General features: G+C 63.4%; 15 protein-coding genes. All 15 read right to left on the bottom strand.

Going from position 1 to position 24,742, the window contains the following annotated elements; translation table 11 throughout:
* Positions 1-80: 80 nt before the first annotated feature.
* The 15 genes from I41_RS08305 to I41_RS08235 all read right to left on the bottom strand — a co-directional run bounded on the left by I41_RS08305 (position 81) and on the right by I41_RS08235 (position 24,706).
* Positions 81-5,882 carry a hypothetical protein gene (locus I41_RS08305; RefSeq protein ID WP_145432107.1) on the bottom strand — a complete coding sequence of 1,934 codons (5,802 nt, stop codon included), beginning with the start codon at positions 5,880-5,882 and terminating at the stop codon, positions 81-83.
* Between the two features lie 152 nt (positions 5,883-6,034).
* On the bottom strand, positions 6,035-7,414 hold the full coding sequence (locus I41_RS08300) for a type IV pilus modification PilV family protein (RefSeq protein ID WP_145432106.1): 1,380 nt from the start codon (positions 7,412-7,414) through the stop codon (positions 6,035-6,037).
* A gap of 12 nt (positions 7,415-7,426) precedes the next feature.
* Positions 7,427-8,719, bottom strand: coding sequence for a pilus assembly FimT family protein (locus I41_RS08295; RefSeq protein WP_145432105.1), 1,293 nt, complete (start codon positions 8,717-8,719; stop codon positions 7,427-7,429).
* 80 nt (positions 8,720-8,799) lie between these two features.
* Entirely contained in the window at positions 8,800-9,915 is a 1,116-nt protein-coding gene (locus I41_RS08290; protein WP_145432104.1) for a type II secretion system protein, read from the bottom strand.
* A 3-nt stretch (positions 9,916-9,918) separates the two neighbouring features.
* Entirely contained in the window at positions 9,919-11,019 is a 1,101-nt protein-coding gene (locus I41_RS08285) for a type II secretion system protein (protein ID WP_168206764.1), read from the bottom strand.
* 583 nt (positions 11,020-11,602) lie between these two features.
* Positions 11,603-12,931, bottom strand: a complete 1,329-nt coding sequence (locus tag I41_RS08280) for a type II secretion system F family protein (protein ID WP_145432102.1) — start codon at positions 12,929-12,931, stop codon at positions 11,603-11,605.
* A gap of 166 nt (positions 12,932-13,097) precedes the next feature.
* Entirely contained in the window at positions 13,098-14,813 is a 1,716-nt protein-coding gene (locus I41_RS08275) for a GspE/PulE family protein (protein WP_145432101.1), read from the bottom strand.
* A 142-nt stretch (positions 14,814-14,955) separates the two neighbouring features.
* The gene (locus I41_RS08270; protein WP_145432100.1) at positions 14,956-16,062 is read right to left on the bottom strand and encodes a type IV pilus twitching motility protein PilT; all 1,107 of its coding nucleotides are present in this window, start codon (positions 16,060-16,062) and stop codon (positions 14,956-14,958) included.
* A gap of 380 nt (positions 16,063-16,442) precedes the next feature.
* Complete coding sequence (locus I41_RS08265) at positions 16,443-18,149, bottom strand: GspE/PulE family protein (protein ID WP_145432099.1); 1,707 nt, start codon at positions 18,147-18,149, stop codon at positions 16,443-16,445.
* 285 nt (positions 18,150-18,434) lie between these two features.
* Positions 18,435-19,277: a hypothetical protein gene (locus I41_RS08260; RefSeq protein ID WP_145432098.1), complete on the bottom strand. Its 843-nt coding sequence runs from the start codon at positions 19,275-19,277 to the stop codon at positions 18,435-18,437.
* Positions 19,278-19,377: 100 nt separating this feature from the next.
* Positions 19,378-20,442 carry an SAM-dependent methyltransferase gene (locus I41_RS08255; RefSeq protein WP_145432097.1) on the bottom strand — a complete coding sequence of 355 codons (1,065 nt, stop codon included), beginning with the start codon at positions 20,440-20,442 and terminating at the stop codon, positions 19,378-19,380.
* A 105-nt stretch (positions 20,443-20,547) separates the two neighbouring features.
* Positions 20,548-21,339, bottom strand: a complete 792-nt coding sequence (locus I41_RS08250) for a DUF1295 domain-containing protein (protein ID WP_145432096.1) — start codon at positions 21,337-21,339, stop codon at positions 20,548-20,550.
* 3 nt (positions 21,340-21,342) lie between these two features.
* Positions 21,343-22,665: an SAM-dependent methyltransferase gene (locus tag I41_RS08245; protein WP_145432095.1), complete on the bottom strand. Its 1,323-nt coding sequence runs from the start codon at positions 22,663-22,665 to the stop codon at positions 21,343-21,345.
* Positions 22,620-23,426, bottom strand: coding sequence for a DUF1365 domain-containing protein (locus tag I41_RS08240; protein WP_145432094.1), 807 nt, complete (start codon positions 23,424-23,426; stop codon positions 22,620-22,622). Before I41_RS08240 ends, I41_RS08245 begins: the two co-directional genes overlap by 46 nt.
* On the bottom strand, positions 23,372-24,706 hold the full coding sequence (locus I41_RS08235; protein WP_145432093.1) for an NAD(P)/FAD-dependent oxidoreductase: 1,335 nt from the start codon (positions 24,704-24,706) through the stop codon (positions 23,372-23,374). The genes I41_RS08240 and I41_RS08235 overlap by 55 nt, the downstream gene beginning before the upstream one ends.
* Positions 24,707-24,742 lie beyond the last annotated feature (36 nt).

Below are 24,742 nucleotides of genomic sequence, written 5' to 3'. Positions count from 1 at the left end.
CTGCAGAGCGAGGAGGTCAGGGGATTAGGGCCAACTATCTTCTGACCTCCGACCTCTGACCTCTGTCCTCTTTCCTGCGCTCACTCGATGCGGCGGCGGAGGCGGACGACGTTCTCCACATTGTGGTCGGCGCCCGGCTCGTAGCCGGCCATCATCGTGCGGTCGATCATGTAGAACCCGCGGAGGCGGCGGGTGTTGCCAACGTCGACGCCATCCTCGCGACCAAACTGGTAGCCGTCAGGATAGACGCGGTTGTAGAGGGCCTTCACCTCAGGATTGTCCGGCAGACCGCCGTTGTCGGTGCGGAACTGGGCGTAGTCAGGAGCTTCCTCGACCTCGAAAAAGCCGATGGTGATCCAGACGGCGTAGACGTTCGAGCGGTTGGTGACGAGGTTGTTCAGCCGCACCATCGGCTGGTAGCGGAAGAAACCGTTGCGCTGCGAATTGCGATGATCGTTGCCGTTGCCGATCATGTCGGCGCTAAAGAGAGGCTCGCCGCTAGGCGCGGCAGCCGCCCCGGCCGTACCGCTCAGGCTGCGCAGGAGCGTGCAGTCGACGCCCGCGCGCATCATGCCCGGGATCGGCACCAGGTCTCCCGCGTCAGCGGCCCGCAGCGGATTGGCAAACATCGTCGGAATGTTGGCGTTCAGTGTGGCGGCGGGCGCCGTGTTCGCGCCATAGCCGCGGCGGGAGGCGACCCATTCCTCCAGCGCGGGGCCGGGGTGGGTCTTCGAATCGCTGCCGCCGCTGCGCGACGTGCGGCCATGGAAGATGCCGTCCCAGACGGTTCGCGTCGGAAACGCTGAGTCGCGCTCCGAGACGGTATTGACGTTGATGCGGCCCGGATCGCGGAACTCGGAGATGCGGTTAAAGGGCGCCAGAAGATTGACGCGGGGATCGGTTGCTCCGGTCAAGGGCGTCGCCGTACCGCCGCCGCCGCTAGTCGAAAAATTGGCCGGGTTCAACCAGGTCTCCGTTCCGGCAAACAGAGACGGAGTCTCGATCAAATCGAGCATGCGATAGAGGTGGAGCGGCACGCCGGCGACCGGCGCAGCGCCCTCGGTGGAGAAGAAATTCTCCAGATGGCTGAAGGGCTTGGGCTGGAAATTCTTGTTCGCCAGCTGCTGCTTCGGATTGTCAGGATCGGCCGGATCGTATTGGTTCCACGCGCCAGACGGGTTTTCGGCCGAGCGGAAGTATCGCAGCAGTTGCGACGATCGATGCCGCGGCACGAGCATTAGTTCATTGCCGCTGACATAGGGGCGATTGTTCCAAGTGAGCCACGGAAACGGTTGCTCTGGTTGAAGGCGCTTGGTAACCGCATTACCTTCGGCCGCCTTCATGTAGGGGCTATTCAGGAAGCCGAGCGTGGTCTGCGGGATGCGCGACAGCGAGTAGATCGGATCGGCGTTGATCGCTTGACGCTTCGTGTCCTTGTCAGTGAAGGTTTGCGTATCTTGAGCTCGCGTCTTCCAAAGGTCGCGATCGGCCTGCTGGTTGCGCGCCCCGTAGCCGCGTTCGACGCCCGAAAAGCCGCTGCGGACCACCGTGTTGCGATCGCCGAGTTCTTGCTGCGTTGAACTGAGCCGCCCGTTGAAGACGGTGATGTAAGCCTGCGTGTCGTCGACGGTGAGATAGGGATTGGTCGTCGCATCGTGGGGCAGCAGCGGGTTGGCGAGCCGTTGCAGGAACAGACGCCGACCTCGATTGAAGTCGGTCCCCAGCTTCATCAGTTCGGGATCGCCGTCGTCCAGCGGCGTGTCGATCGCCTTCGGGGTATTCGGATCAGCGCCTTGGCAGTACTGTCCTTCCTCGCTGGGGTCATTCTTGCTGCCGCGGGCGTTGGTGAAGGGAACGAACTGAACGTTGCCGACGCGACTGGGATAGCCCGTGGCAGGCTCCGACAACGTGAAGCGACGCCGATCGCCGTTGCCGACGCCATTGATCACGGCGACGTCGGTGACCGACTGCCCCTGATTGCCGTCGACCGGCGCGACGATGTTGCCAGCTTCCTGCTCGGACGGGGCCTCCAGGCGATAGGGCGTCCCGGTCTGGCTGTTCTGCGCGACGGCATCGTCCGCCGTGACGTTATCGATCAAGCGAACGGCATGAGGGCTGTTGGTGGTATCGAGCTCAATCCGCCGGAGCGGCTTGCGCGGACGCTGCGAGGGGGTCTGGTCGAGGCGTTGCCCCAGTTGATTAACGTAAACGCCCTTCTCATTGTCGTCTTCCTTGCCGGAACCGACGACCATGTAGCGTCCCGGTCGCACCGCAGGCGCCGCCGGGTCCCGCGGATGCTTGAAAAAGGCAACGCCATCATCCGGCAAGCCGGGATCTTTCTCAGTGAAGTAAATCGAACGATCAATCGCCGTGGGTTGATTCGCCTTCACGGGGTCATCGGGATCCTTCGACGGGTCGACGTCGCGAGTGACGATCACGCGCCACACGCCCGAGTTGCCCGTGCGTTGATCGACGGCGGCGAGGTTGACGCCGTAATCCTGACCTTGATTGTTGGCGGCATGCGTATCGAGACTCGGCGCCAGCGTCGACGGCCAAGGATTGAAAAGTTCCAAAAAGAATGCGCCGCGGGGGCGATAGAGCTGGTCGAAGTCGGGGTCGGGGATCGGTCGATCCGTGGTCGTCGCCTGGGTTTCTCCCTGATTGGGATCTTCGTCGGCTTCGTCGGTGGTGTTGCGGTCGTGCCACGCCAGCGTCTCGGTCATCAGGAGCTCGGGGCGCTCGGCGCCCCAAACGAGCCCGCGATAGTTTTCGGCGTCGTCGGCTGGCGTCTCGGTAACGTCGTCGTTAGTACCGACGAGTCCGTCCGGCCCCGGAGACTTGTCGCCGAGCCAGCCGTTGACGTCCCAGCCGTCGAACGGATTCAGGTCGTATTCGAACGGCGTCATGATGTTGTCGGCGTCGCGGAAGTCAACGACGTTGATCGCCCACTGGGCAATGCGCTGGGCGAGCTGCTTGTCGGCCGTGCGCGTGCCGTCGTAGTCGGCCTCGGCCGCGGTGGTGAGCGCCAAGACGTAGAGATGACGCGCCAGCAGCTGGCGATGATCGACCTGGCGGGCCGGCAAGTAATTGGGGTTATTGGGATCTGGACTGGAGGGATCGAGGGGGTACTCCGTGGCATACGCCGGGAAGTTGGCGTTAAAGCCCGACGCGCGGGCCATCGTCGCATCGGTCGCTTGCCAGATCGGGCGCGGGGTCGACTGCTCTTCGCCCGGTTCGTCGACGACGCCGTAACCGGGATTGCCGGGCGCCGTCTGATCGTCGTAGCCGTTGCCTATGGGGCGATTGACGTTGAGCCGCGAACCGTTGACCAGTTCGGGGGCCACTAGCGTGCGCATCGCGTTACGGTACTTCAGGACGTTCGGACCGGTCACCGGCAGCGGGAATGGCGGCAAGTTCAGGGCCTTGCGGACACGCATTTCGACCAGCTCGGCGGCAGTGCGCGGCGGGCGCCGAAAGCGAGGATCGGTCGAATACATCGTTTGCTCTTCCGCCATTTCGTGGGGGAGCGAAATGTTAGGCGTCGGCAGATCGAAGCTGTCGCTGGTGATCTTGTTGCGGGCCGCGAAATCTTGGGGATTGGTCGTATTTAAGACTCCCGATAGGAGGGCCATGCGGCTGGGCAGGGCGCCGGCGTCGGCGTCGAACGGCCGTAGGAGACGCTCCATCTCGGCGACCGAGAATGGCGCATCGGCGGCGTTGCCGTAGCCGCTGGCTGCGTAGCCTTGGACGCCGGCCGCGGATTTCTGCGAGAGATTCAGTTCATAGGGCGAGTCCATGAGCAGCCCCGGATCCTGCCCGTTGTTCATCGCGCTGACTTCCTTGCTGAGCGTCGCGTCGAAGGCTGGCTGACCGTAGGCATTGACGCCGAGGCCATAGCGAGCGCGCAAGTCGGACGGCGTGCCGAAACTCGAGCGAACGTTGGGTTTGGCGGGCCAACCAAAAAACTGAATCTGAGCGAGTAAATCGTAGGTGTTGGGCGATCCGGGTCGGACCGAAGTCCCGTTAGCGTGGCCGTACCGACCAGGTACGTCCTGTCCGCCGACTGTCTTGCCGACGAGCATGGTCTGAAAGTCGTTCCGGCCGATGACCTGCTCCAGGCTGACGTCGGCGGGACCGAAACCTTGGCCGTGGGGCATCAAATCGGAGGTGACCGTCGGGGAGGCGAGGCGCTGGCCAGAGCCGGGAGGCATGCCCGTCAAACCAGCCGGGCCCCAGGCGGCGGCCAGATCGCACGATCCGGCCGCGTTAGCGTTGGCGCGGCTGTCCATATCGGTGATGAGCATGGCGACAAGGGGCTTGACCAGCTTGCCGTTAGGGCCGGCCATTACCGGCAGGCCGACGTCGACCCAGACGCTGTCGCGGAAGCCGTCGTTGTCGTTGTCGACGTCCCAGGGGCCGTAGACCATGCGGGCGAGCTTTTGGCCGGGCTGACCAGCGGAAATCGCAGCGAATTCGGGATTGCTGCCGGTGAAATTGGGGTGATCGATCCAGTTGGGGCGGAGGAGGATGCGGCGGAGGAGCGCAGCGCCCGGAGGAGTAGCCAGCGTCGAGCCCCGGAGATCGGGGCCGCTCGCGAACGGGGTTTGATTGGCCCAGTAGTTGATTAAGTCTGGACGGTGCCATGAAGGGATCACCATCGCGCTGGCGCCTGTCGCTCCGGCGAGCGACAGGGCGGACGGAAGCGTCCCTACCGTGACGTCTGGTAACGCAGTTTCAATGAGTTGCGTCGCCGGCAGGTAGGCGAGCGCCATGTTTTGGAAATCGGGCGCATCGTAGCCTTCGTTGGCGCCGCCGCGGCCGGCGTAATCGAAGAACGCCGTGGTCGTCGGACGGAAGTAGTAGTCGCGATGCGGAAGCGTGGCGCTGGGCGGAGGCGTGCCGGGGAGCGTGATGTTGACCAGCGACGACCCCGTCGCGGGACCGGTCAGCTGGAAGGCCGCGTTCGGCATGAGGGCGAGCGGGAAGGGGCCGAGGCCGCCGGTGAGGGTCTCCTGTGCGCTGAGCTTCGGGACTTTCGCGGTGTTCGAATCGATTGCCCACGGATTGAAGCCGACGCCGGTGCCGCTGAAGGGGCGGCCGTTGATGAGGACGCGCGTGGGATTGGCGGCGTTGGATAGCAGCGTTGGATCGGTGATGATCGTGCCATCTTCAAGCTGCACGTTCATCACACGAAACGTATTGGGCGGGAGGAACCCGACGATGCGCGTGCTGCGTCCCTTGGCGATGCCGCTGAGGAAGGTGAGGACCTGACCGTTGTAGGCGTTGTCGAGATTGGAGAAGGCGAGCGGAGCGCCCGAGGCGTCGACGGTATTGCCGTAGAGATCCCGCAGCGTGTTGGCAGCGGTCGAGACTTGAAATTCAAGCATCTGGCCGCCAGTAAAGTTACTAGCCATGCCGCCTGCCCAGGCCGAGGAACCAGCGACAACCACCCCCTTCAGCCCATCATTCCCGTACATATCCCCCAGCAGCGAGTGGAAGCGGAGGCTGCTGTAGGGGTTGTTCGTGTCGCGGACGATTTGGAGGAGGACCTCGTCGAGGAGGTCGGCTTGCGCGGCTTCGCCGGCGATGCGGACGGTGGCCTTCATCGCGCTCTTGGCGGCCTTTTCGGACTGCTTGGCCGTGATCACGAACGCGGTGCCGACCATCAGGAACAGGACCAGCAGGCTGAGGACCACTAGCAGGAGGACGCCGCGGCGGGGGCGGCGGGCGGCGTTCAGCTTGGCACGGCGGGTGAGGAGCCGCGCGCGGCGGGCCGGGCGGCTGCGGCTGGTGCGCGCGACGCGGGCGCGGCGCGGGGCGCTGCGGCGCGGAGCGTTGCGGCGGGAGGCGCGGCGGAGTCGAAAGGTCGGGAGGCGAAACATGATGGGACTATCCTGTGATACTTGTTTTGCCCCAAGTATGCGTGTGCGGCGAGGAGGTCGGCGGTCGGTTGTGGAATACGGTTGCTGGTTGCTTGATGCTGGATCGCTTCGCGCACGTTTCGAAGCGCGGAGCCAGCGTCTAGCATCTCGTTCTACGGAGCGGCCTCCATCGGCAGCATTTGCGTGGCGACGCTGATGACGCCGGGGAGGATGATGGCGCGGAGGTTGTTCGCAGGGGTAACCACGCCGCTGGTGGTGGTCATCGGCCAAGCAGGTCCGTCGAGCATGGCGCGGCGCAGCGGGTTCGGGCCGGTCGTTTCGTCCGTCTCATCGTCGAGCGAGAGAATGCGGTACCACTTCATGAGGAACTGGCCGGTCGTCGGATGGACGCCGGCGACGAGAATCCACTGGCCGACGCGAACGTCTTGCACGGCGGCGTCGACGTTTTCGGCATTGGGGTCGTAGATCACCAACTCGTTGCCTTGCAGCATTTGCGCGGCGATCGTGCGCTCGACGGGGGTCGACGGGGGGAGCGCCTCTCGCTTATGGAGGACGGCGACGGAGACCTCGTATAGGTCGCTGCCGAAACGGGAGTTGACCGGCTGCAGGGCGACGAGGCTTTCGATCGATGCAGGAACGACCGTGGCGAGCCAGGAGTAGCCGCCGGTGAACGAGCGGGAGAGCAGTTTGTGACGCCAGGGCTCCTCTTTGAGGGCGCCGGCCGAGTCGGTGTTCCAACGCTGGATGCCGGGGCGATCGTTCTCCTTGGGGAGCTCGTTGGTGACGTCGTCGTGAAGCTGGAAGATGGTTTGGGCGACGGCCGAGGTCATCGCCAAGGGGGGACCCGAGGGATTGGCGGGGTTGGGAACGGGCCGCGTGACGCGGCGGACGGGCCAGCGTTCGGTTTCAATGGCGACGGATTTCCACCCGGGCGGGAGGTCGGCGTTGATCGTGCCGTCGGTCGTGCTGGCGTTGGTCAGGTTGATGTAAGGGAAGTAGTCGAGGCCGGCGGTGATAGGCGTCGCCGCCTCGAGGCCCTGCGCGGTTCCAATCGGATCGATGACGAAGGCGTAGCCGGGCTGGTTGTCGGACCCGAAGGGGACGTTGAACGTTTGCGCCGCGGCGCCGGCGGAAGGCGGCAGAAGAACGGGCGAAGGCGTGCCCGCGGGGGGGGTGTACTGGGCGTCGGCGGCGGGAGGATTGGCGTAATACCACTGCTCGGGCTGGAGCATGCCGCGGGCCTTCAGTTCGGCGAAGGCAGCTTCGGCGAGGGCGGAGCCGCGGTCGAATTGCTCGCCGCGGCCGGCGTAGTGGTTGCCGACCGGGAAGATGGCGGCGACGCCCATGAGGCCGAAGAGGAGGACGAACATCGAAATGAGGACTTCGAGGAGCGAAATTCCGCGGCGGGAGCGGCGGCGGCCGGCGGCTGTCAGCTGGCGGGTGGCGGCTGAACATGCCAGCGCGGCGGTCGCGGCACGCGGGGCGCGGCGGGCGGCGGTTGCGGCTGGGCGGTGGCGGGAGGGGTTCGTCATGAGGGATGGCGGTTAGCGGCCGGTGGAGTTGATCATGTTCTTGGCAAACTGGCGGGCGCCTGGATTGGAACCATTGCCGTTAAGCTGTAACCGCAACCGAGCCAGATTCTGCTCACGCGGCGTGCCGGTGACGGAGTCTGCATAGGGCGACAGCCGTGGATTGAAACTCACGTAGTTATCCGTCGTGATGATTCTCCCGGCGCGATTGACCGTGACCCAGCGGCTGTCAGGGTTGAGCCAGTTGATTCGCGCCCGGCGTTGAGCGAGCTCGTCGTCCGTGATGCTGGCGCCGGCGGTGAAATCGTAGTCGGCGGGATCCTGCGCCTCGGAATTGCCGTTCTCAAAGAGCCCCATCAGAAAATAAACCTGCTCGACGCCCTCCTTGCGAACGCCGTCGACGTACAGCCTGTCGAGCGAGCCGTTCGGGCTGAACATCACGCCGACCGTCAGCGGGGTGGTCTTCGAAGAGGTAATGGGCAACACTTCGTCGAATTGTTCGGGGACGTTGAGTCCGTCGGCGCCGGACGCAGCGAGATCGACGCCGATGCCGCGCGGGAATTGGAGCGGTTGGTCGGACGTGTTGACCGGCTGGCGGGCGAAAGAGTAACCCTTGGCGCCGGGCGGGATTTGCTGGCCGTTGCTGTTCAGCCAGATGGCGATCATGCGGCTGGTGGGCATGACGTAGCCGGTAAACTGATCGATTTGGTGGGCGCCTTCGGTCGATCCGCCGTCGTCGACAATCAGAAAGACATTGCCGCCGATGTTCAGGACGTCGCCGTTGCGGAGCATCCGCGGCGGAATCTGATCTTCGACGCCGTAGAGCGAGAAAATCAGTTGCCAGATGGGGTATCCGGTGTATCGCGGCGCGAACATGGTACCGCCATTGCCGTTGACGTTTCCGCCGTAGGTGATTTTGTCCTGGTGCAGAGTTGCCGCGACGCGGGAATGCTCGCTGAAGCCCGTAAATGGCGGGGGCTCGGCGATCATATACGCTTCGAGGGCCATGCCGCTGTGGGGCGCCTGGGTTCCCGTTTCGCGGAAGGCCACGCCGACGGGGCGGCCGTCGCGGGCGGCTTGGGCCTGGGCCTGCGAAAGGAGCGAGCTGAGCTGGCGGGAGGCTTCGCGGAGCTTGCGGCTGTTGTTGTTGGGGGAGAGGAGCGGCAGGGCCCCGGCGAGGACGGTCACCATGATGACGATGGTGATCAGGAGTTCGATGAGGGTGAGGGCGGGGCGGGAATGACGAATGGGGAGTGGGGAATGGGGAATGGGGAATGAAGGCGCGGAGCGCGTCGCATGAGAAATCATTCCCCATTCCCTATTCAGCATTCGACATTCTTGGTTCATGTCCGCGTCTCTCGGTCACGCCCGGTAGGGCGGCTGGCGAATTAATACTGGACGTCGTGGTTGGTGATGTTGTCTTTGGTCGTGTCAGTGTTATCGCTGATGTCGGGCATTCCTAATCCGTAGGTTGGCATTCCGCTGACGATCGGCGTTAACGACGAATCGATAAAGTAGGGGTTGAAGCTGATCTCATTTGCGCCGACCACGTTCACAACTTTGTCGCGCGAGGTAAGGATGTCGTACTCGCCGTCGGGGCCGGCCGAGATAACCAGCGGCATCAGGCGGAACGCTGGATATTGGTCGCGCAGGCCGATGACGTAGTTCTGCAACCCGCTCAACGAGCCAGAGTAACTCGCGGGAATTGCACCCGGCTGGTCGCGTTGATAAGGATCGAACGGATCGTGATCATTTGCTCCATCGCCAGACACGAGAGACGACCGCGGGAAGTAGCCGGGAGCCCAGCGAAGATAGGTGATTGGTTTTCCCCAACCGTCGAGGAACTCTGGGGCGCCGTCGTTGTCGGTATCGCCGATGTCTTGCTTGTTAAAGAGCGACCGGGCCTCGCCGTCGGCCGTGGTCATCATGATCGTCAAATAGAGACATTCGGCGCCCTCGTTCTCGTCGGTCGCGTTCTGCGAGCGGCGAATGTACGTTTGGGCGAGCGGGGGCAACTGACTCAAAAAGACCGGGCGAACGGGCGACTGGCCAAGCTTGGCGCCAATCGCATCGCTCCAGCGATCGGGCATCTCGTACTTCATCAGCTCTCGCAACCCGAGCAGACGAAGGTCGGCGAGGGCCTGTCCGCGCAACGTCGGGTTAAGTCCGTCTAAGTTCGTGATCCATCTCTGATCAAGTTCAACTCGACGCGTTTCGTACGACGCGTAGCGTTCCATCAGCAGGGTGTGGATCTTGGTGATGAGGCTTTGCGTCTTCTTCTCGCGGGAGCTTTCGATCGCCGCCGCAGCCGTGCCGAGGATCGCCGCGCTGATGATCGCCATGATGGTCATGGTGATCAGCAGCTCGATGAGAGTGACGGCGCGGCGGCGGCGGGAAGGCTGAAGGGCGAAGGGAGAAAGGGGAAGGGGGAATGACGGCGCGCGACGGCGCGATTGAGGGTTCGCGCCCCCACGACCATTCGACGTTCCGCATTGGTTCTGCATGGCTTATTGCTCCGACTCGTCGGCGAGCGTGCCGTCGGTGAAGTTGGTCAGCGTATCGGCGATTGGTCCAATGAATGGGCCAGTGGGGAAGAGCACCACTAGAGCGCTGGGATTTGCGGCGACAAGCGCACTAGGGCCAAAGTCGCCCCAGTCATCGTCCAAACCGGCATGAAGAATCTGGAACTTGTTATCGACGAAGGCGATATCCTTCAGCGTATTTGGCGCGGCCAAACCCTCGCGAACTTTCTTTAATGCAAAGAGATTGGGAGCCGTCATCGAGGCAGCCGCATCGTACTGATACGGCTTATGCCGCGAGGTGTCGAAGTAAACGAGCGGCTGCTCGGACCCCTTGGGCGAATAGCGCCACAAGTTGATCTGCCGATTCGCGTTGTTCTCGCTCGGGATCGGCGATTGGTACACCAAGAACCTGCCGTCGGTCGGGCCGGTCCCTTGCTTGTACGTGCCGTTGTCGTTGCGCGGGCCGAGTCGGCCGAGATCAAACTCGTAGCGTCGCGCCCGATTCTCCAAAACTTCCCCGTTGGCCTGCAGGAACGAGGGGCCATTCGGTCCGGAAATCGGATAAATCTCGTCGGAGCTGAAGCCGCCGAGCCAGAAGTAAAGCGCCTCGGCAGCCGTCATTCCGTTCGGTAGGTTCACGGCAGACGGACCGTTTCCCGACAAGGCATCGATCAACTGCTGAGGCTCTTGATGTTTGGGAAACGCCTTTTTGAACGCGCGGGTAAAATCGCTTTTCACCAGCGCCGCCGGGGACCCGGCCGTGGAAACCTTGCTCGGGTCGGGATTCATCCCATTCGGCGGATAGGCGCCATAGTCGTTCTTAAAATTCTCCATCGCCCCGGCGATGTTCTTGATCTCCAGCAAGGTCTGACCGCGGCGAGCAGCGCGCATGGCGTTCACCGCGGCGGCGGCGATCAGGCTGGCCAGGATGCCGATGATCGCGATGACGATCAGCAGTTCGGTGAGGGTGAATGCCGAGCGGCGGGAGGCCAGAGGTCGGAGGTCGGAGGTCGGAGGGGAGAGACGATGAGCGGGGCGGCTGACCGCTGACGGCTTACGGCTGACGGCTGATTGCGAATCTTGCATGGTCGGGAACTCCTTGTCTGGCTCGTGTCGGCGTGCAACGGGGCCGTCGGATCGGGGCCGATGGGCCGGTTCGGTTTTACGGGGGTTGGGGTCGGTTCGGGTTCGCCGGCCCGCCACGCGGGCCGGGAGGGCCATGCCGCTGGGCGGGCCTCCCGGCTGGCGTGGCCAGCCGGCTGGTTGGCGGTTAAGCGCCTGTGTGGGAAAAGGGCATCATTCCGAGTTGCGAAATTGGTCGCGCCGTTGGGTTTCCTCGCTGCGCTGGAAACGACGGCGTTGTTAACCCCTCAAGCTGGCCCTCGCCCTGCGGGCGGAGGGTATCAGAACGAGACGAGTTGATTGATTTCGCAAAGCGGAATAAGGCGCCCCCCGACGCAAGTCCGCGGAAAATAGCAAGTTCGCACGAGACTTCGCTAGCAACCGCAAACTGTGTGCCGGATGGAGTTTAACTACTTTGACGGGGACTGGGAACTAACCACGGCGCCCTCTGGGGGCGGAATGACGAATGCCTAAATGACGAATGACGAATGAGGGGTGGATTCCGCTCCATTCGTCATTCGGGTTTCGTCATTCGATTATTTCCCGCCTAGCCCGACAGGTTGTTGATGAGGTCGACCAGGGGGACGAACAGGGCGATGACGATGAAGCCGACGGCGCCGCCGAGGAAGATGATCAGCAGCGGTTCCATCAGCTTCGTCAGACCGTCGGTGAGGACAGCGACTTCTTCGTCGTAGGTGTCGGCCACTTTGTAGAGCATCGTGTCGAGCTCGCCCGTTTCCTCGCCGACGTCGACCATGTTCACCACGATGTCGTCGACCACCCGTTGGCGGTACTTCATCATGTAAATCAGCAGGCCGATGGGGCCGCCGATGAAGCAGAACCAGAAGAAGGCCGCGACGGGGTGGAAACTGAGGCGCGAGTATTCCTTCATCGGGGCGGCGATGGCGTCGCCCTCGCGGATCCTTTCGCTGATTTTGGCGAACATCTTCTCGAAGATGGCGTTGCCGGCCGTCTCGCGCGTGATGTTGAGGGCCTCGAGAATCGGCACGCCCGAGGCGATCAGGGTGCCGAGGGTCCGCGACGTGCGGGCCATGATGTTCTTCTCGATGAGGTTGCCGAAGATCGGCACCTTGATGACGAACTGGTCCCAGCCGATGCGCCCATGCTTGAATTTGCGAATGAGCTTGATGGTCAGCCAAATGGCGACCGGGATGCCGGGGATGAGATACCAGTAGGTTTGGCACCAATTGGCGACGTTGATCAGATAGACGGTGAGGACCGGCAGTTCGAGGTCGAAGTCCTCGAAGATGCTTTGGAAGCTCGGGACGATCTTGATCATGATGAAGGTCAAGATGCCGACGGCGACCGTGACGACGACGACCGGGTAGATCATCGCCGACTTGACCTTGCGTTTGAGGGATTCGGCCCGTTCCTTGAAGTCGGCGAGACGTTGGAGAATGACTTCAAGGGCGCCGCCCGCCTCGCCCGCCTTGATCATGTTGACGTAGAGACGATCGAAGGCCTTGGGCGATTTGGCCATCGCCTCGGAGAGGGTGTCGCCGCCTTCGATCGCTTCGCACGTGTCTTCGAGGGAGTATTTGAGCCGGCCGGGCTTCGCTTGTTCGCCGAGAATGCGGAGCGAGCGCAGAATCGGCAGGCCGGCGTCCTGCAGGATGGAAAGCTGCCGGGTGAACGCGGTGAGGTCCTTGGATTTGACGCCGCCGAAAACGAAGCCCCGCTTCTTTTTGGCACCGCCCGCTTCGGCCTTCTTGCGGGCCTTCTTGACGGAGATCTTCGTAACGAAGTACCCCATCTGCCGAATAGTCGCTTGCGCATCTTCCTCGGTGGCGGCGTCGATGACGTCCTTGATCTCCGCGCCCGTGGAGTCCATCGCCTCGAATTGGAATGTTGGCATTGCGGCGGTCCTTAGCGTCGGACTGGTCGCTGAAGCGACGCTGTCCGAAATGGGTCCTCAGTCCCGTTCCTTTAACTCTGTCGGTTGTCAGTGGTCCGTCGTCAGTGGCGGGAGTTGGCTTGGTCTAACCGGCAACTGGCTACTGACAACTGACCACGGACGTCTCTTACGCTTCCATAATCGTTTCGCGGATGACTTCCTCGGCGGTGGTCGTTCCCTCGAAGCAAGCTTTCATGCCGGCGTCGCGGAGCGTGACCATGCCGCTCTTGCGGGCCGCCTGGCGGAGATCGTCGGTCGAGGCGTTCTGCATGATCATCTCGCGAAGCTCGTTGTTGAGGATCATCAGCTCGAACAGACCGACGCGTCCCTTGTACCCAGTATTGTTGCAATTTTCGCATCCAGAGCCACGAAAAAAGCGTTTTCCCTTGAGGTCGGCGGGCGAAAGCTCCAAATCGTCCAACATTTCCTTGGTCGGCGAGTGCTCTTCGCGGCATTTCGTGCAAATACGACGGACGAGCCGTTGGGCGAGAATCGCTTCGACCGTGGCGCTGATCATGAACACCGGCACGCCCATATCTTTCAGGCGGGTGATCGTGCTGGGAGCGTCGTTGGTGTGGAGCGTGCTGAAAACCATGTGCCCGGTGAGCGACGCCTGGACGGCGATTTCGGCCGTTTCGAGGTCGCGGATCTCGCCGACAAGAATCTTGTCGGGGTCCTGCCGGAGAATGGCGCGCAGGCAAGCGGCGAACGTGTTGCCGATCGAGGCGTCGATGGGGACCTGAATGATCCCCTCCATGTCGTACTCGACCGGATCCTCGGTGGTGATGAGCTTGTCGTGGATTGTGTTGAGCTCATTCAGGGCAGAATACAAGGTGGTCGTTTTGCCGGAGCCGGTCGGGCCGGTGACCAGGACAATGCCGTTCGGCTTGCTGATGGCGACGCGGAACTGCCCCATCGTTTTTTCGTCGAGGCCGACGTTGCGGAGGTCGAGCGACACGACCGAGCGGTCGAGCACCCGCATGACGACGCTCTCGCCGAACATGGTCGGCAGGACGCTGACTCGGAGATCGACCGGGTGACCGCCGACGGTCAGCTCGATGCGGCCGTCCTGCGGCATGCGTCGTTCGGCGATGTCGAGGTTCGCCATGACCTTGATGCGGGTGGTAATCGCAAAGGCCAAGTGGCGGGGGGGCGGCACCATTTCGTAGAGGACGCCGTCGGCCTTGATGCGGATGCGGAACTCGTCCTCGAACGGCTCGAAGTGCAAGTCGCTCGCGTGGTCCTTGATCGCCAGCAGCAGCACCATGTTGAGGAGCTTGCGGACGGGGGCGCTGTCGGCGAGGGCCTCGACGCTGGTGAGATCGACCGAGTTGCCGGCGACCTTCGCGGCGGCGGCGGCGAGTTCGGAGTCTTCCTCCATCGCCGTGACGATCGACTCGACGCTTTCGGTGCTCTCGCCGTAGTAGCGCTCGAGGGCCTTGAGGATGCCGGGCTCGGTGGCGACGACGACGCGAATGTTGAAGCCGAGGAACGTGCGCAGCTCGTCCTGCACGCCGAGATTCTGCGGGTCGCACATAGCGACGGTGAGCGTGTTGCCGTCGAACTCGGTGGGGATGATGCGGTACATCTGCGCCATCGGCTCGGTGACCATGGCGATCACCTTCGGGTCGATCGTGAGGTCGGTGACCGTGACGACGCGGAGGTGAAGTTGTTCGGCAAGGGCCTGGGCCAGCTGATCGTCATTGATCAGACCCATGTCCTGCGCGACCTGGCCGAGAAGTTGGCCAGTGCGCTGATGTTGCTCTTCGAGGAGCAATTCGAGCTGGTCGTCGGAGACGTAACCGAGGTCGACCAGGATTTGTCCGATGCGGCGTTGGGCCATGGAGGGAAGCTCTCAGCGGTCAGCGATCAGCAGTCAGCTAATGCGGGTTGTTGAATCTCTTGCAGAGTGGATTGCGTACTAATCGTCGAGTGGGCTTTCGTCTTCTCTGGCTGAAAGCTGACAGCTGATCGCTGACCGCTTTCTAGTTGCCTTCGTTAGCTTGCGGTTCGTCGAAAATGCCGCGTTCGGCGGCGGCGATGCGCTTGGCGAGGTCGTCGGGACTGTTGGACTTCATCAGCACGTCTTCTTTCGTGGCGACCTCGTTCCGCCAGTGCTGAAACAAGTGATCGTCGAGGAGTTGCATGCCGTATTTCGAGCCGGTTTGAATGGCCGAGGTAATGCGGAAAATCTTGTTCTCGCGAATGAGGTTCGCGATGCCGGGGGTGACGACCAGCGTCTCGAAGGCGGCGACGCGGCCGCCGCCGATGCGGGGGACGAGCTGCTGCGCGAGAATGCCGATGATCGCCGTGGCGAGCTGCGTGCGGATCTGGTCCTGCTGATGGCTGGGAAACACGTCGATGACGCGATTGATCGTGCCGGCGGCGCTACTGGTGTGGAGCGTGCCGAACACGACGTGGCCCGTTTCGGCCGCGGTGATGGCGGCCTCGATCGTTTCGAGGTCGCGCAATTCGCCGACGAGGATGACGTCGGGGTCCTGCCGCAACGCGCGACGAATCGCCTCGGCGAACGAGGTGACGTCGACGCCGACTTCGCGCTGGTTGACCGTCGACTTCTTGTGGTTGTGATAGAACTCGATCGGGTCTTCGATCGTGATGATGTGATGATCGACCGTGGTATTGAGATGATCAACCATCGCCGCCAGCGACGTCGATTTGCCCGAACCGGTAGGCCCGGTGACGAGCAGCAGACCGCGCGGGCGGAGAATGAGATCCTTGAAGATATGCGGCAGGCCGAGCTGGTCCATCGACATGAGGTTGACCGGAATCTGCCGGAGGACCATCGAGACGTTGCCCTTTTGCCGGAAGACCGACACGCGGAAGCGGGCCTGGTCGCCGAAGGCGAAACCGAAGTCGGCGCTGCCAGTTTCCTGGAACTCTTGCTGGCAGCGTTCGGGCGTGATGCTCTTCATGAGCGCCATCGTGTCGGCCGGCTCGAGCACCTTGGTCTTGAGCTTCTGCATGTGGCCGTGCAGCCGCAACACCGGCGGCTGGCCGACGGCGATATGGAGATCGCTCGCTCCCTGCTTGACTTGAGCAGAGAGGAGCTTGTCGATGAGGATCGTTCCCATGGATTCTTTCCCGTAACGTCGGCGCACAGCGTCGGGCGAGCGGCGCCATCCGGGAAGCCTCTTCCCGTGTGAAAAGCCAGCGGCCCAGGCAAGAAGGCGACGTCGCGTTGGCTGTTCCGGCCAACGCGGCCGAGTGCTCCGCGCTTCCCCCTTCAAAACTGCTCTGCGCCTACCTTGGCATTATGTCGGGGGCGATGGCTAAACTCAAGAGTTTCAACGGGATAATGGCGGTCGGGCGGGGACGGGAAGTGGCGTGGCGAGCGGCTGGATCAGAGGGCGTGAAGCGGGGGGCACGGGGTCGGGGACCCGCTCGATCGGCGCAACCGCCACCCGAGCGGCACTCCCGTCGCTGGACGCGCTGGGCGCAGCGCCAGGCAATGTTAGACCGCCTCGCGCTTGGAAACGCGGAAGACTTCCTCAAGGGTGGTGATCCCCTGGAGGGTCTTGAGGATGCCGTCGTCGTAGAGGGTGGTCATGCCTTGTTTGACGGCGGCGCGGCGGATTTCTAGGGTCGAGGCTCCCTGGAACGAGAGCTCGCGGACCTTCGAGTTCATTTGCATCAGCTCGTAAATGCCGATGCGGCCGCGGTAGCCGCTCTTGCCGCAATGGGAACAACCCACCCCCTTCATGAACGTGGCCTTGGCGGCCTGCTCGGGCGTGATGCCGGCGAGTTCCAGCTGGGCCGGCGACGGCGTGAAGGGTTGCTTGCACTTGGCGCAGTTGACGCGGACAAGCCGCTGGGCCAGGACGCCAATGACGCTGCCCGCCACCAGGTAGGCGGGAACGCCGATGTCGACCATGCGGGTGATGGCGCCCGGGGCATCGTTGGTGTGGAGCGTACTGAACACCAAGTGGCCCGTAAGCGACGCCTGGATGCCCATCGACGCCGTTTCGTGGTCGCGCATTTCGCCGACGAGAATGACGTTCGGCGCCTGCCGGAGCATCGCCTTGATGATCTTGGCAAAGTCGAGCCCGATGTTGTGGCGGACTTCCACCTGATTGACGCCGGGGAGGTAGTACTCGACCGGATCCTCGGCGGTGATGATTTTGCGGTCGGGACGGTTCAGCTCGTTCATCGCCGCGTAGAGCGTCGTCGTTTTGCCCGAACCGGTGGGGCCAGTGACGAGCAAAATGCCGTTCGGGCGGCGAATGAGGTTCTTGAACGCCTTGAAGTCTTTTTCGCTGAGACCAAGTTGGCGGACGCCGACCTTGATGTTGTCCTTATCGAGCAGCCGCATGACGCACGATTGGCCGTGATTCGTCGGCAGCATGCTGACGCGGAGGTCGAGCTCCTTGCCGCCGGCGGTGATCTTGATCCGGCCGTCCTGGCAGCGGCGGCGTTCGGCGATGTCCATTTTGGCGAGAATCTTGATGCGGCTCAGCAAGGCGCCAAGCAAGCGCCGCGGCGGGCTGTCGCGTTCGACCAGCATGCCGTCGATGCGGTAACGAATGCGGACGCGGTCTTCGAACGGCTCGACGTGAATGTCCGAGGCCCGCAGCTGGACCGCCTCGCCGATCATCAGCTGGACGAGCCGGACGATCGGGGCGCTGGTTTCATCGACGACGTCGTCGGAATCGCTCGCGGCGTCGTCTTCGGTTTCGGTGAAGTCGATCGCCGTGTCAGTGAATTCCTGCAACATCGAGTCGGCCGATTCGCCGTCGACCTGGCCGTAGTTGCGGTTGATGGCTTCGAGAATGCTTTCCTTGGTCGAGACGCCGATCTCAATCTTGCGGTTGAGGATGAACTGCAGCTTGTCGAAGGTTTCGAAGTCTTGCGGATCGCTCACCAGTACTTTGAGGGCGCCGTTTTCTTCCGAGAAGGGAATGACCGCGTTTTCGCGGGCGACCGATTCGGGCACGAGTTCGACAACCGCGGGGGGAATCGGGACGTTGTTCAGGTCGTAGTATTCGTAGCCGTGGAGCTTCGCCAGCGACTTGGCGATTTGCTCGCCGTTGGCGTAGCCGAGCTGGACGATGGCGTCTTGAAGCTTCAGTCGGCGCGATTTGGCGACAGTCTCCGCCTCTTGGAGCTGTTCGGGACCGATGATCCCCTTTTTGATGAGAAAGTCCCCGAATCGATCAGCCATGGCGGCGTCTTCTCTGCTGCGAGTTCCGGAAAGCGAAGCGGTAGGATCGGACGGCGCGCGATGGCGAGGCGCCCCGAAGAGAGGGCGGCGGCGCGCGTCGGCGTTTCGCAAATTGCGCAAACGGGCCGCCCGTAATGTTTTAGGCTAGTGGGGGCAGATTGGAATGTCAATCAACGGTCGAGCGCAACTCCCACTGCCATCCAATGGCGGCGTCAGCCGATTACCAACACGGTTCCGGCCATTTCGCGGCGGGGCTGCATGACGCCCGCATGTGAGCTCGTCCGTTTACCCCTCCACCTCGACGTCGGGCTGCGGCGTCGCCTCGGGCGAGTCAAGCAACGGCTGCGGCTTGGGCGGGTCGCTCGGGTTTTCCGGTTGGGGTACCGGTTCGAGTGCGGGGGGCGCGATCGGTGCGGACGGCATGGGGCGTAACTCGGGCGCGTGGCGTGAAGGCCGCAGGTGCGGCGTCGGACTTCCCCCGTCAGGCAACGTTGGCGCGCCCGAATCGAACCACTGCGCAGGAGTCGGGCGAGGCGCCGCTTCCGCTGGAATTGCCAACGCGCCAGGTCCGCGGGCATCAAGACGTAACCGCTGCGCTTGCTGGCGGAGGGCATCGGCCTGGGGGTAAAGCTCAAGCTGCTCCAGCCGATTGGCAATCTCGTCGAGTTTCGCGGCGCCGTCGCGCAGTGCCCGGATCGCGCCCGCTGCGGGGATGGCGGGGTGACTCAGGGGCGGACGGTGCGGATCTCCCGCTGCCGATTCAGTTCGCAGCGAGGAGTACCGATCGACCTGCGGGCCGCCCAGGGCCTGTTGCAGCTGGCGAATTTCGGGCGGCAACTGTTGTGGCGGCTGCGGGCTACTCGGGCCTGGTTCAGCCTGGCCCGACCACATTTTTTCCAACTCGGGTCGCTGTCCGCTCTCTATTTGATCGAGGTAGTGTCGCCGCAGTTCCGGGTCGCGCAGGGTCTCAAAACGATCGCCATGGTGCGCCGCTTCAGCCTCGGCGGAGAAGTCGCGCTGCCCGACTTCCGTCTCCGCGGCGTGGAGCCGACCTCTCATCGGTAGCGCCATGGGGAAACAGACGCCGGCCAGCAGCGTCGCGCGATACAGAAGCGTGGTTGAAATCATGGCGCCAACCGTCAGCGGGGTGAGTTCGGCAAAGGCCCGTTCTCCGCTGTTTTAGCGGCTGGTCGGCTGAAATAGCAACGGGGCCGGTCTTTACCGAGTGCTACGCCGGAGCCAGCAGGTGATGGCTCACCACCCATTGCCGGCCGCCGTCGTACGCAAAGAGTTCTTCGCACGCCATCACGAACATCCGCCAACGCTGGAATTGCCTTCGCGCGTCGGCGGGAGCGAGATCCTGCCGAAAACGACGCTGCACGGCGGCGCCAGCGGCGTCGAGGTTGTCGAGCCACGCCCGACAAGTTCGCGCGTAGTGCTCGCCGCCCGTCTCCCAACGCTGACGCAACTGAAAAGGTCCGGGCACGTGCTCAAACAGATCGAGCGGCGGCATCGCTCCGCCCGTGAAGAAGTGCCGCGCCATCCAATCATCCCGTCCCTCGTCGACGAAGCGATAGAATAGCTCGCGATGGGAGAAAATATGGACGAACAGACGGCCATCGGACTGAATCCAGCCGGCAAGGTGGCGCAGTAGTCGGTCGATGTTCCGCATGTGCTCGAACATTTCGACGGAGACAATTCGATCGAATCGCTCGTCGTTCCCAAGCTCGCTCGCGGCGGAGGCGGTCCCTTCCTGCCTGGCGAAGTCGGCGACGTTCAGGACGACATGCCGCACGTTGAGCAACCCGCGCTCCAGGGCCCGCTTCATGATGAACTGGTGCTGCGTGCGCGAATTCGACGCGGCGACGATCTCGGCATTGGGATAGCGCTCAGCCATCCACAGGCTGAGCGACCCCCAGCCGCACCCGAGGTCAAGAATCCGTTGACCATCGGCAATTCGCGCCCGTTCGCAGGTCAGCGCGAGCATCGCTTCCTCGGCGGTCGCAAGATCGTCGACGCCGGCTTCCCACAGGCATCCGCTGTACTTCAGACGTGGTCCGAGCATCGCCAGAAAGAGCTCAGTCGGGGCCTCGTAATGCTGGCGGCGCGCGGCGTCCGTTTCTTCGGCAATGGCGCCTTCGGCGAATAGCCGCCGCAGCGCCGCGCTGCGCTGCGAGGCGCCCTGAGGCATCGCCGTGCGTTCGCGCTCCAAGCGCTGCGCCAGCAGGCGTCGAATGCCGCCGCGGATCACCACGTCGGGAAGCAACCGTCGCTCGGCAAGTTGTATCATCATGGGATTCGGAGCTCGGCGCCATCTTTAAGCGAATCCGTCGTTCATGCGGCGGCCGAAGGCTGGCGGGTCGCCCGCCATCGACCTCGACAACTTGCCCGAGCGACGCTAGCTTTCGGCGCGCGGCAGCCAGGGAAAAAAGGAATTGGTTGTCCGCTGGTAATCGCGGTAATCGTCGCCGCGACTTGCCAGCGATTGGGCCTCGGCCGGCGGAATGCCGGTGACGAAAAGGAGCAGATAGAGTAGTCCGCACGCGACGAACACGGGAGCCCACCAGTAGGCTGAGGCGACGGCCAACGGGACGTAGCTGTTCCAGTGGACCCACTCGAAAAAGTAATTCGGGTGGCGCGAATAACGCCAAAGGCCGTCGCGGCAAGTACGCCCTTTCGCTTCGGGACGCAGCTTGAATCGGGCAAGCTGCCAATCGGCGAGGGAGACGCCGACGATGCCAACGCCCCAGACAACGACCGCCAGCGCAACGCACCACCAAGGGGGCGGGGCGGAGCTGCGAGCGATCGCCAAGATCGGCGTGGCGAACACGCACGCGGCGACGGCTTGGAAGAGGAAGAACTGAAAGAACTTCCGCGAAGCGTCAGGCCCCCACCGACGACGCAAGTCGGCGTAACGTCCCTCTTCCGGATGTCCAACGACGCGCCGGTAAAGATACGCCGTCAGTCGGAGCGACCAGACCGCAATCATCACGGCCGCCAGCCCACGCAGCCACGCAATGCCGGCAGGCCAAGCGGCAAAGAAGACGCCAAGTCCGCCCACCAGTCCCGCCCACGCCACGTCGACGATCCCCGCATTGCCGGTCCGCCGCTGCACCCGCCACAGCGCCGTCATCGCCGCGGCTGAGAAGACCAGGCCAATGCAGAGCGGCAGGATCACGTCGACGGTCATCAACTATCGCGCCTTTGGCTTGGCGAACAAGATCTGGGCCAAGCCTATGTGGCGCTCCATGAATCCCGCCGCGCAATAGCTGAGGTAGTAGTCCCACGTGCGTTGAAAGCGTTGGTCGAAGCCGAGGGCCGCGATTGGCCGCGCGTTCGTGTGACACGACTCGCGCCAACTGAGAAGCGTACGCGCGTAGTCGCCCGCGAAATCGGCCAGTTCCAAGAGTTGCAGATCCGTCGACTCGGCGACCGCCTGGCAAATGGCGCCGAGCGAGGGAACATGCCCGCCCGGAAAAATGTACTCCTGGATGAAGTCGACGCCGCGTCGATATTGCTGGTAGCGCTGGTCGGGGATGGTGATGGTTTGCAGCATCATCAATCCGTCCCGTTTGAGCAGCGACGAACACTTCGCGAAGAAGGTCGGCAGGAACTCGTGCCCGACCGCTTCGATCATTTCGATGGAAGCGAGCTTATCAAACTGCCCTTGAACATCTCGGTAGTCGCACAGTTGGATTTCCACCCGGTCCGCGAGCCCCGCCGCGGCGATGCGCCGCCGCGCAAATTGGAACTGCTCCTCCGAGATGGTGATGCCCGTGACTCGGCAGCCGTACCGGCTTGCCGCATGCTCGGCGAAACCTCCCCAACCGCAGCCAATTTCAATAACGTGGTCTCCCGCGGTCAGCTGTAAGCCCTGGGCGATCCGGTCGTACTTCGCGTATTGCGCCTCGGCCAGCGTGGTCTCCGGGCTCTCAAAAATTCCGCACGAATAAGTCATCGATTCGTCGAGGAAGAGGGCGAAAAATTCGTTGCTCAGGTCGTAATGGGCATGAATGTTTCGCCGGCTGCCGCTGCGGGTATTGCGGCGCCCAAGCTTGCGGACCGATCCGACGATCCGCGCTGGCCAACTCGCGGGACCATCGGCTGTCGAGCGCCCGACCGTAGCGCGGGCCAGTCGCTGCAGAAGCGTCGGCAAGTCAGCGGTCGTCCATTCGCCGTCGACGTACGCTCGGCCAAAGCCGAGACTGCCGCCCAAGGCGACCGAGCGATAGAACTTCGGATCCTGCACGGCAATCGCCGCCTGACTACGGTCAGCGTCGCGGGCAGGATCGAGGCTCTGCTCGCCCCCGAAAGCATGAACGCCGTCTCCGTCGACGAGATCGACGCCGTCGAGGTCGAGCGCCGTCAACCGGTCGATCAACCGCCGACGGAGCCAACGGTCCGCCCTCCCAAGCGCCGGCAACGGGGACGCCCCTGCGCTCGGAGCAGCGGAGCCGCGCGGCCGACGACCTACGCGGCCGCGCAAATCGAGTTCGGATGAGGGTAAAACGGACATCGCTTGCGCCAGAGTCGAAACGCCTGCCAATAAATGGCGGCAAGGATTTGCAGGCCGGAAACAGGAAAGCGGACAAGTAGTGAGGCTAACGCTCGATCGCTCCAGGGCCGACGCTCGAGCGACATCGCCGCCTCGAACGGCGGGCCGGCGCCGGTCGTAGAACGAATACGCACGCGCAAGTGTTCGTCCGGAACAGTTAGCCGCCAATCGTAAGCGGCATCAAGCCCCATGAACGGCGAAACGTGGAAGTCCTTCTCGTGGCGATAACGGAGCGCGCTCCCCTGCCCTGTCCGTTGGTTGCCGGCGTGCAGCACATAGAGCCGTCGCTCGTTCCACGGGGTATTGCTGACTTCGGCCACGATCGCTTGGGGCGTTTCGTCGCCCGGTGACCCGAAGCAGTAGAAAAGATTTAGTGGACTGAAGTAGCACCCGAAGTGGCGAAACTGCGTGAGGAGGCGGACGGGCCCACGGCAGTCGCGGCCCGTCACACGCGCCACATGGCGGCGGATATCGTTGGCCAGTTGCCCAGGCCCGTCAACCTCGCCGACATTGGGCAAGGCGACGTCCTCTCCGATTGCGTGGTCCTGGGCTCGGAAGGCCAGCGGCGCCCAGCGCGACGTCGAGACGAGCCAGCTCCGCTCACACAAGTCCGATGCTTCGTCCAGGTCGAGATACGCCATTGCCGCCGGGTAGCGAAAACGGTGAATTACGGGGTGGCGACGAACGTGGAAGACGTTTCCCTGGTAGAGGCAGCTCTGCATGGAATCAGGTCGTCCAGTCCTACTCCGAAGCGCCGGCAAACCGCCAGGGCGCTGGTCACGCCATCTTCGTGAAAACCGTTGCCCCAGTAAGCCCCGCAAAATGCAATCGCGTCCTGCTGGTGAAGTTCCGGCCACCGCCTTTGCGCCGCGATGGCCGCGTTTGAGTAGAGCGGGTGCGCAAACTCGAAGCGAGCTAATTCCGTTTTCGCCGCAATTGGCGTCGCCGGATTCAGCGTCAGGCAAAGCGGGGCCGGGGCGCCGAGTCGTTGCAAACGGTTTAGGTCGTAAGTGACGGTAGCTGGGCGTGTTGCGTCGCCGTCGACGCGGTAGTTCCAGCTGGCCCAGGCCCGCCGGCGGCGCGGAAGATGGGAAACGTCAGTGTGCAGAACGGCTAGGTTCTGCTGCGTAACGAAGCAACCAAGGACTTCGCGCTCGATCGGTTGGGGGTTGGTTAGTAGCTGCAGCGACTGCGGACCATGGGTGGCCAGGACGGCGGCGTCAAAACGCCCCGCGTCGCCGTCCGCGTCGCGGAGCCTCACGCCCCCCGCATTCATTCGCTCCACCGCAACAATCTGGGAGTTCTCGCGAATGGCGGCGGCCTCGCGCAGCGGTTCGGCCAGCGCCTCGACATAGCGGCGCGACCCGCCGGCGATCGTCCGCCACTGAGGCCGGTCACGGAGCTGGATCAGTCCATGGTTCTGGAAGAACCGGAACAGGAACGCGGCTGGAAACTGCTCGACGGCGCGCGGCGGGGCCGACCAGATGGCGGCGGTCATCGGCAACAAGTAGTGGTCGAGCATCTCGCGGCAGTAGCCCGCGTCGGCCGCAAACTCGCCCAGCGTGAGCTCAGGAGACTCCGCCAGGGCGCCCGTCAGCGCTCGCGAGGCGTCTCGATTGAATCGCACCACGTCGCGGAGCATCCGCAGGAACGTCGGCCGAGCCAGGTTGCGGCGCTGCGCGAACAAGCCGTTGAGCGAGCTTCCCTGGTACTCCAGATCGCACTCGTCGATCCGCACGCTGAAGCTCATGTCGCTCGGCTGCGAAGCGACCCCGAGGCGGGCCAGCATCCGCGCAAAGTTGGGATACGTCTGATGGTTGAAGACCATGAAACCGACGTCGGCCGCAAACCTATGGCCGTAGGCCTCAAACTCCACGGTCCGCGCATGGCCCCCCAGGTGACCGGCCGCCTCAAAGAGCGTGACGTCGTGCCGCTCCGAGAGCAGACGGGCGGCGACGAGTCCGCTCACTCCGGCTCCAATGATGGCAATCCGTTTCCGCATGCCAATACTTCGCGCAAGCAAGTGGCGCGGATGCAG

The sequence above is a fragment of the Lacipirellula limnantheis genome (genome assembly GCF_007746075.1).
GTDB lineage: Bacteria > Planctomycetota > Planctomycetia > Pirellulales > Lacipirellulaceae > Lacipirellula > Lacipirellula limnantheis.
This window is presented reverse-complemented; position numbering and strand designations above follow the sequence as displayed.

What these genes read in the sequence shown, in the direction of transcription:
- I41_RS08305 (WP_145432107.1), bottom strand. Translation starts at nt 5,882, where the DNA reads ATGTTTCGCCTCCCGACCTTTCGACTCCGCCGCGCCTCCCGCCGCAAC.
- I41_RS08300 (WP_145432106.1), bottom strand. Translation starts at nt 7,414, where the DNA reads ATGACGAACCCCTCCCGCCACCGCCCAGCCGCAACCGCCGCCCGCCGC.
- I41_RS08295 (WP_145432105.1), bottom strand. Translation starts at nt 8,719, where the DNA reads ATGATTTCTCATGCGACGCGCTCCGCGCCTTCATTCCCCATTCCCCAT.
- I41_RS08290 (WP_145432104.1), bottom strand. Translation starts at nt 9,915, where the DNA reads ATGCAGAACCAATGCGGAACGTCGAATGGTCGTGGGGGCGCGAACCCT.
- I41_RS08285 (WP_168206764.1), bottom strand. Translation starts at nt 11,019, where the DNA reads ATGCAAGATTCGCAATCAGCCGTCAGCCGTAAGCCGTCAGCGGTCAGC.
- I41_RS08280 (WP_145432102.1), bottom strand. Translation starts at nt 12,931, where the DNA reads ATGCCAACATTCCAATTCGAGGCGATGGACTCCACGGGCGCGGAGATC.
- I41_RS08275 (WP_145432101.1), bottom strand. Translation starts at nt 14,813, where the DNA reads ATGGCCCAACGCCGCATCGGACAAATCCTGGTCGACCTCGGTTACGTC.
- I41_RS08270 (WP_145432100.1), bottom strand. Translation starts at nt 16,062, where the DNA reads ATGGGAACGATCCTCATCGACAAGCTCCTCTCTGCTCAAGTCAAGCAG.
- I41_RS08265 (WP_145432099.1), bottom strand. Translation starts at nt 18,149, where the DNA reads ATGGCTGATCGATTCGGGGACTTTCTCATCAAAAAGGGGATCATCGGT.
- I41_RS08260 (WP_145432098.1), bottom strand. Translation starts at nt 19,277, where the DNA reads ATGATTTCAACCACGCTTCTGTATCGCGCGACGCTGCTGGCCGGCGTC.
- I41_RS08255 (WP_145432097.1), bottom strand. Translation starts at nt 20,442, where the DNA reads ATGATGATACAACTTGCCGAGCGACGGTTGCTTCCCGACGTGGTGATC.
- I41_RS08250 (WP_145432096.1), bottom strand. Translation starts at nt 21,339, where the DNA reads ATGACCGTCGACGTGATCCTGCCGCTCTGCATTGGCCTGGTCTTCTCA.
- I41_RS08245 (WP_145432095.1), bottom strand. Translation starts at nt 22,665, where the DNA reads ATGTCCGTTTTACCCTCATCCGAACTCGATTTGCGCGGCCGCGTAGGT.
- I41_RS08240 (WP_145432094.1), bottom strand. Translation starts at nt 23,426, where the DNA reads ATGCAGAGCTGCCTCTACCAGGGAAACGTCTTCCACGTTCGTCGCCAC.
- I41_RS08235 (WP_145432093.1), bottom strand. Translation starts at nt 24,706, where the DNA reads ATGCGGAAACGGATTGCCATCATTGGAGCCGGAGTGAGCGGACTCGTC.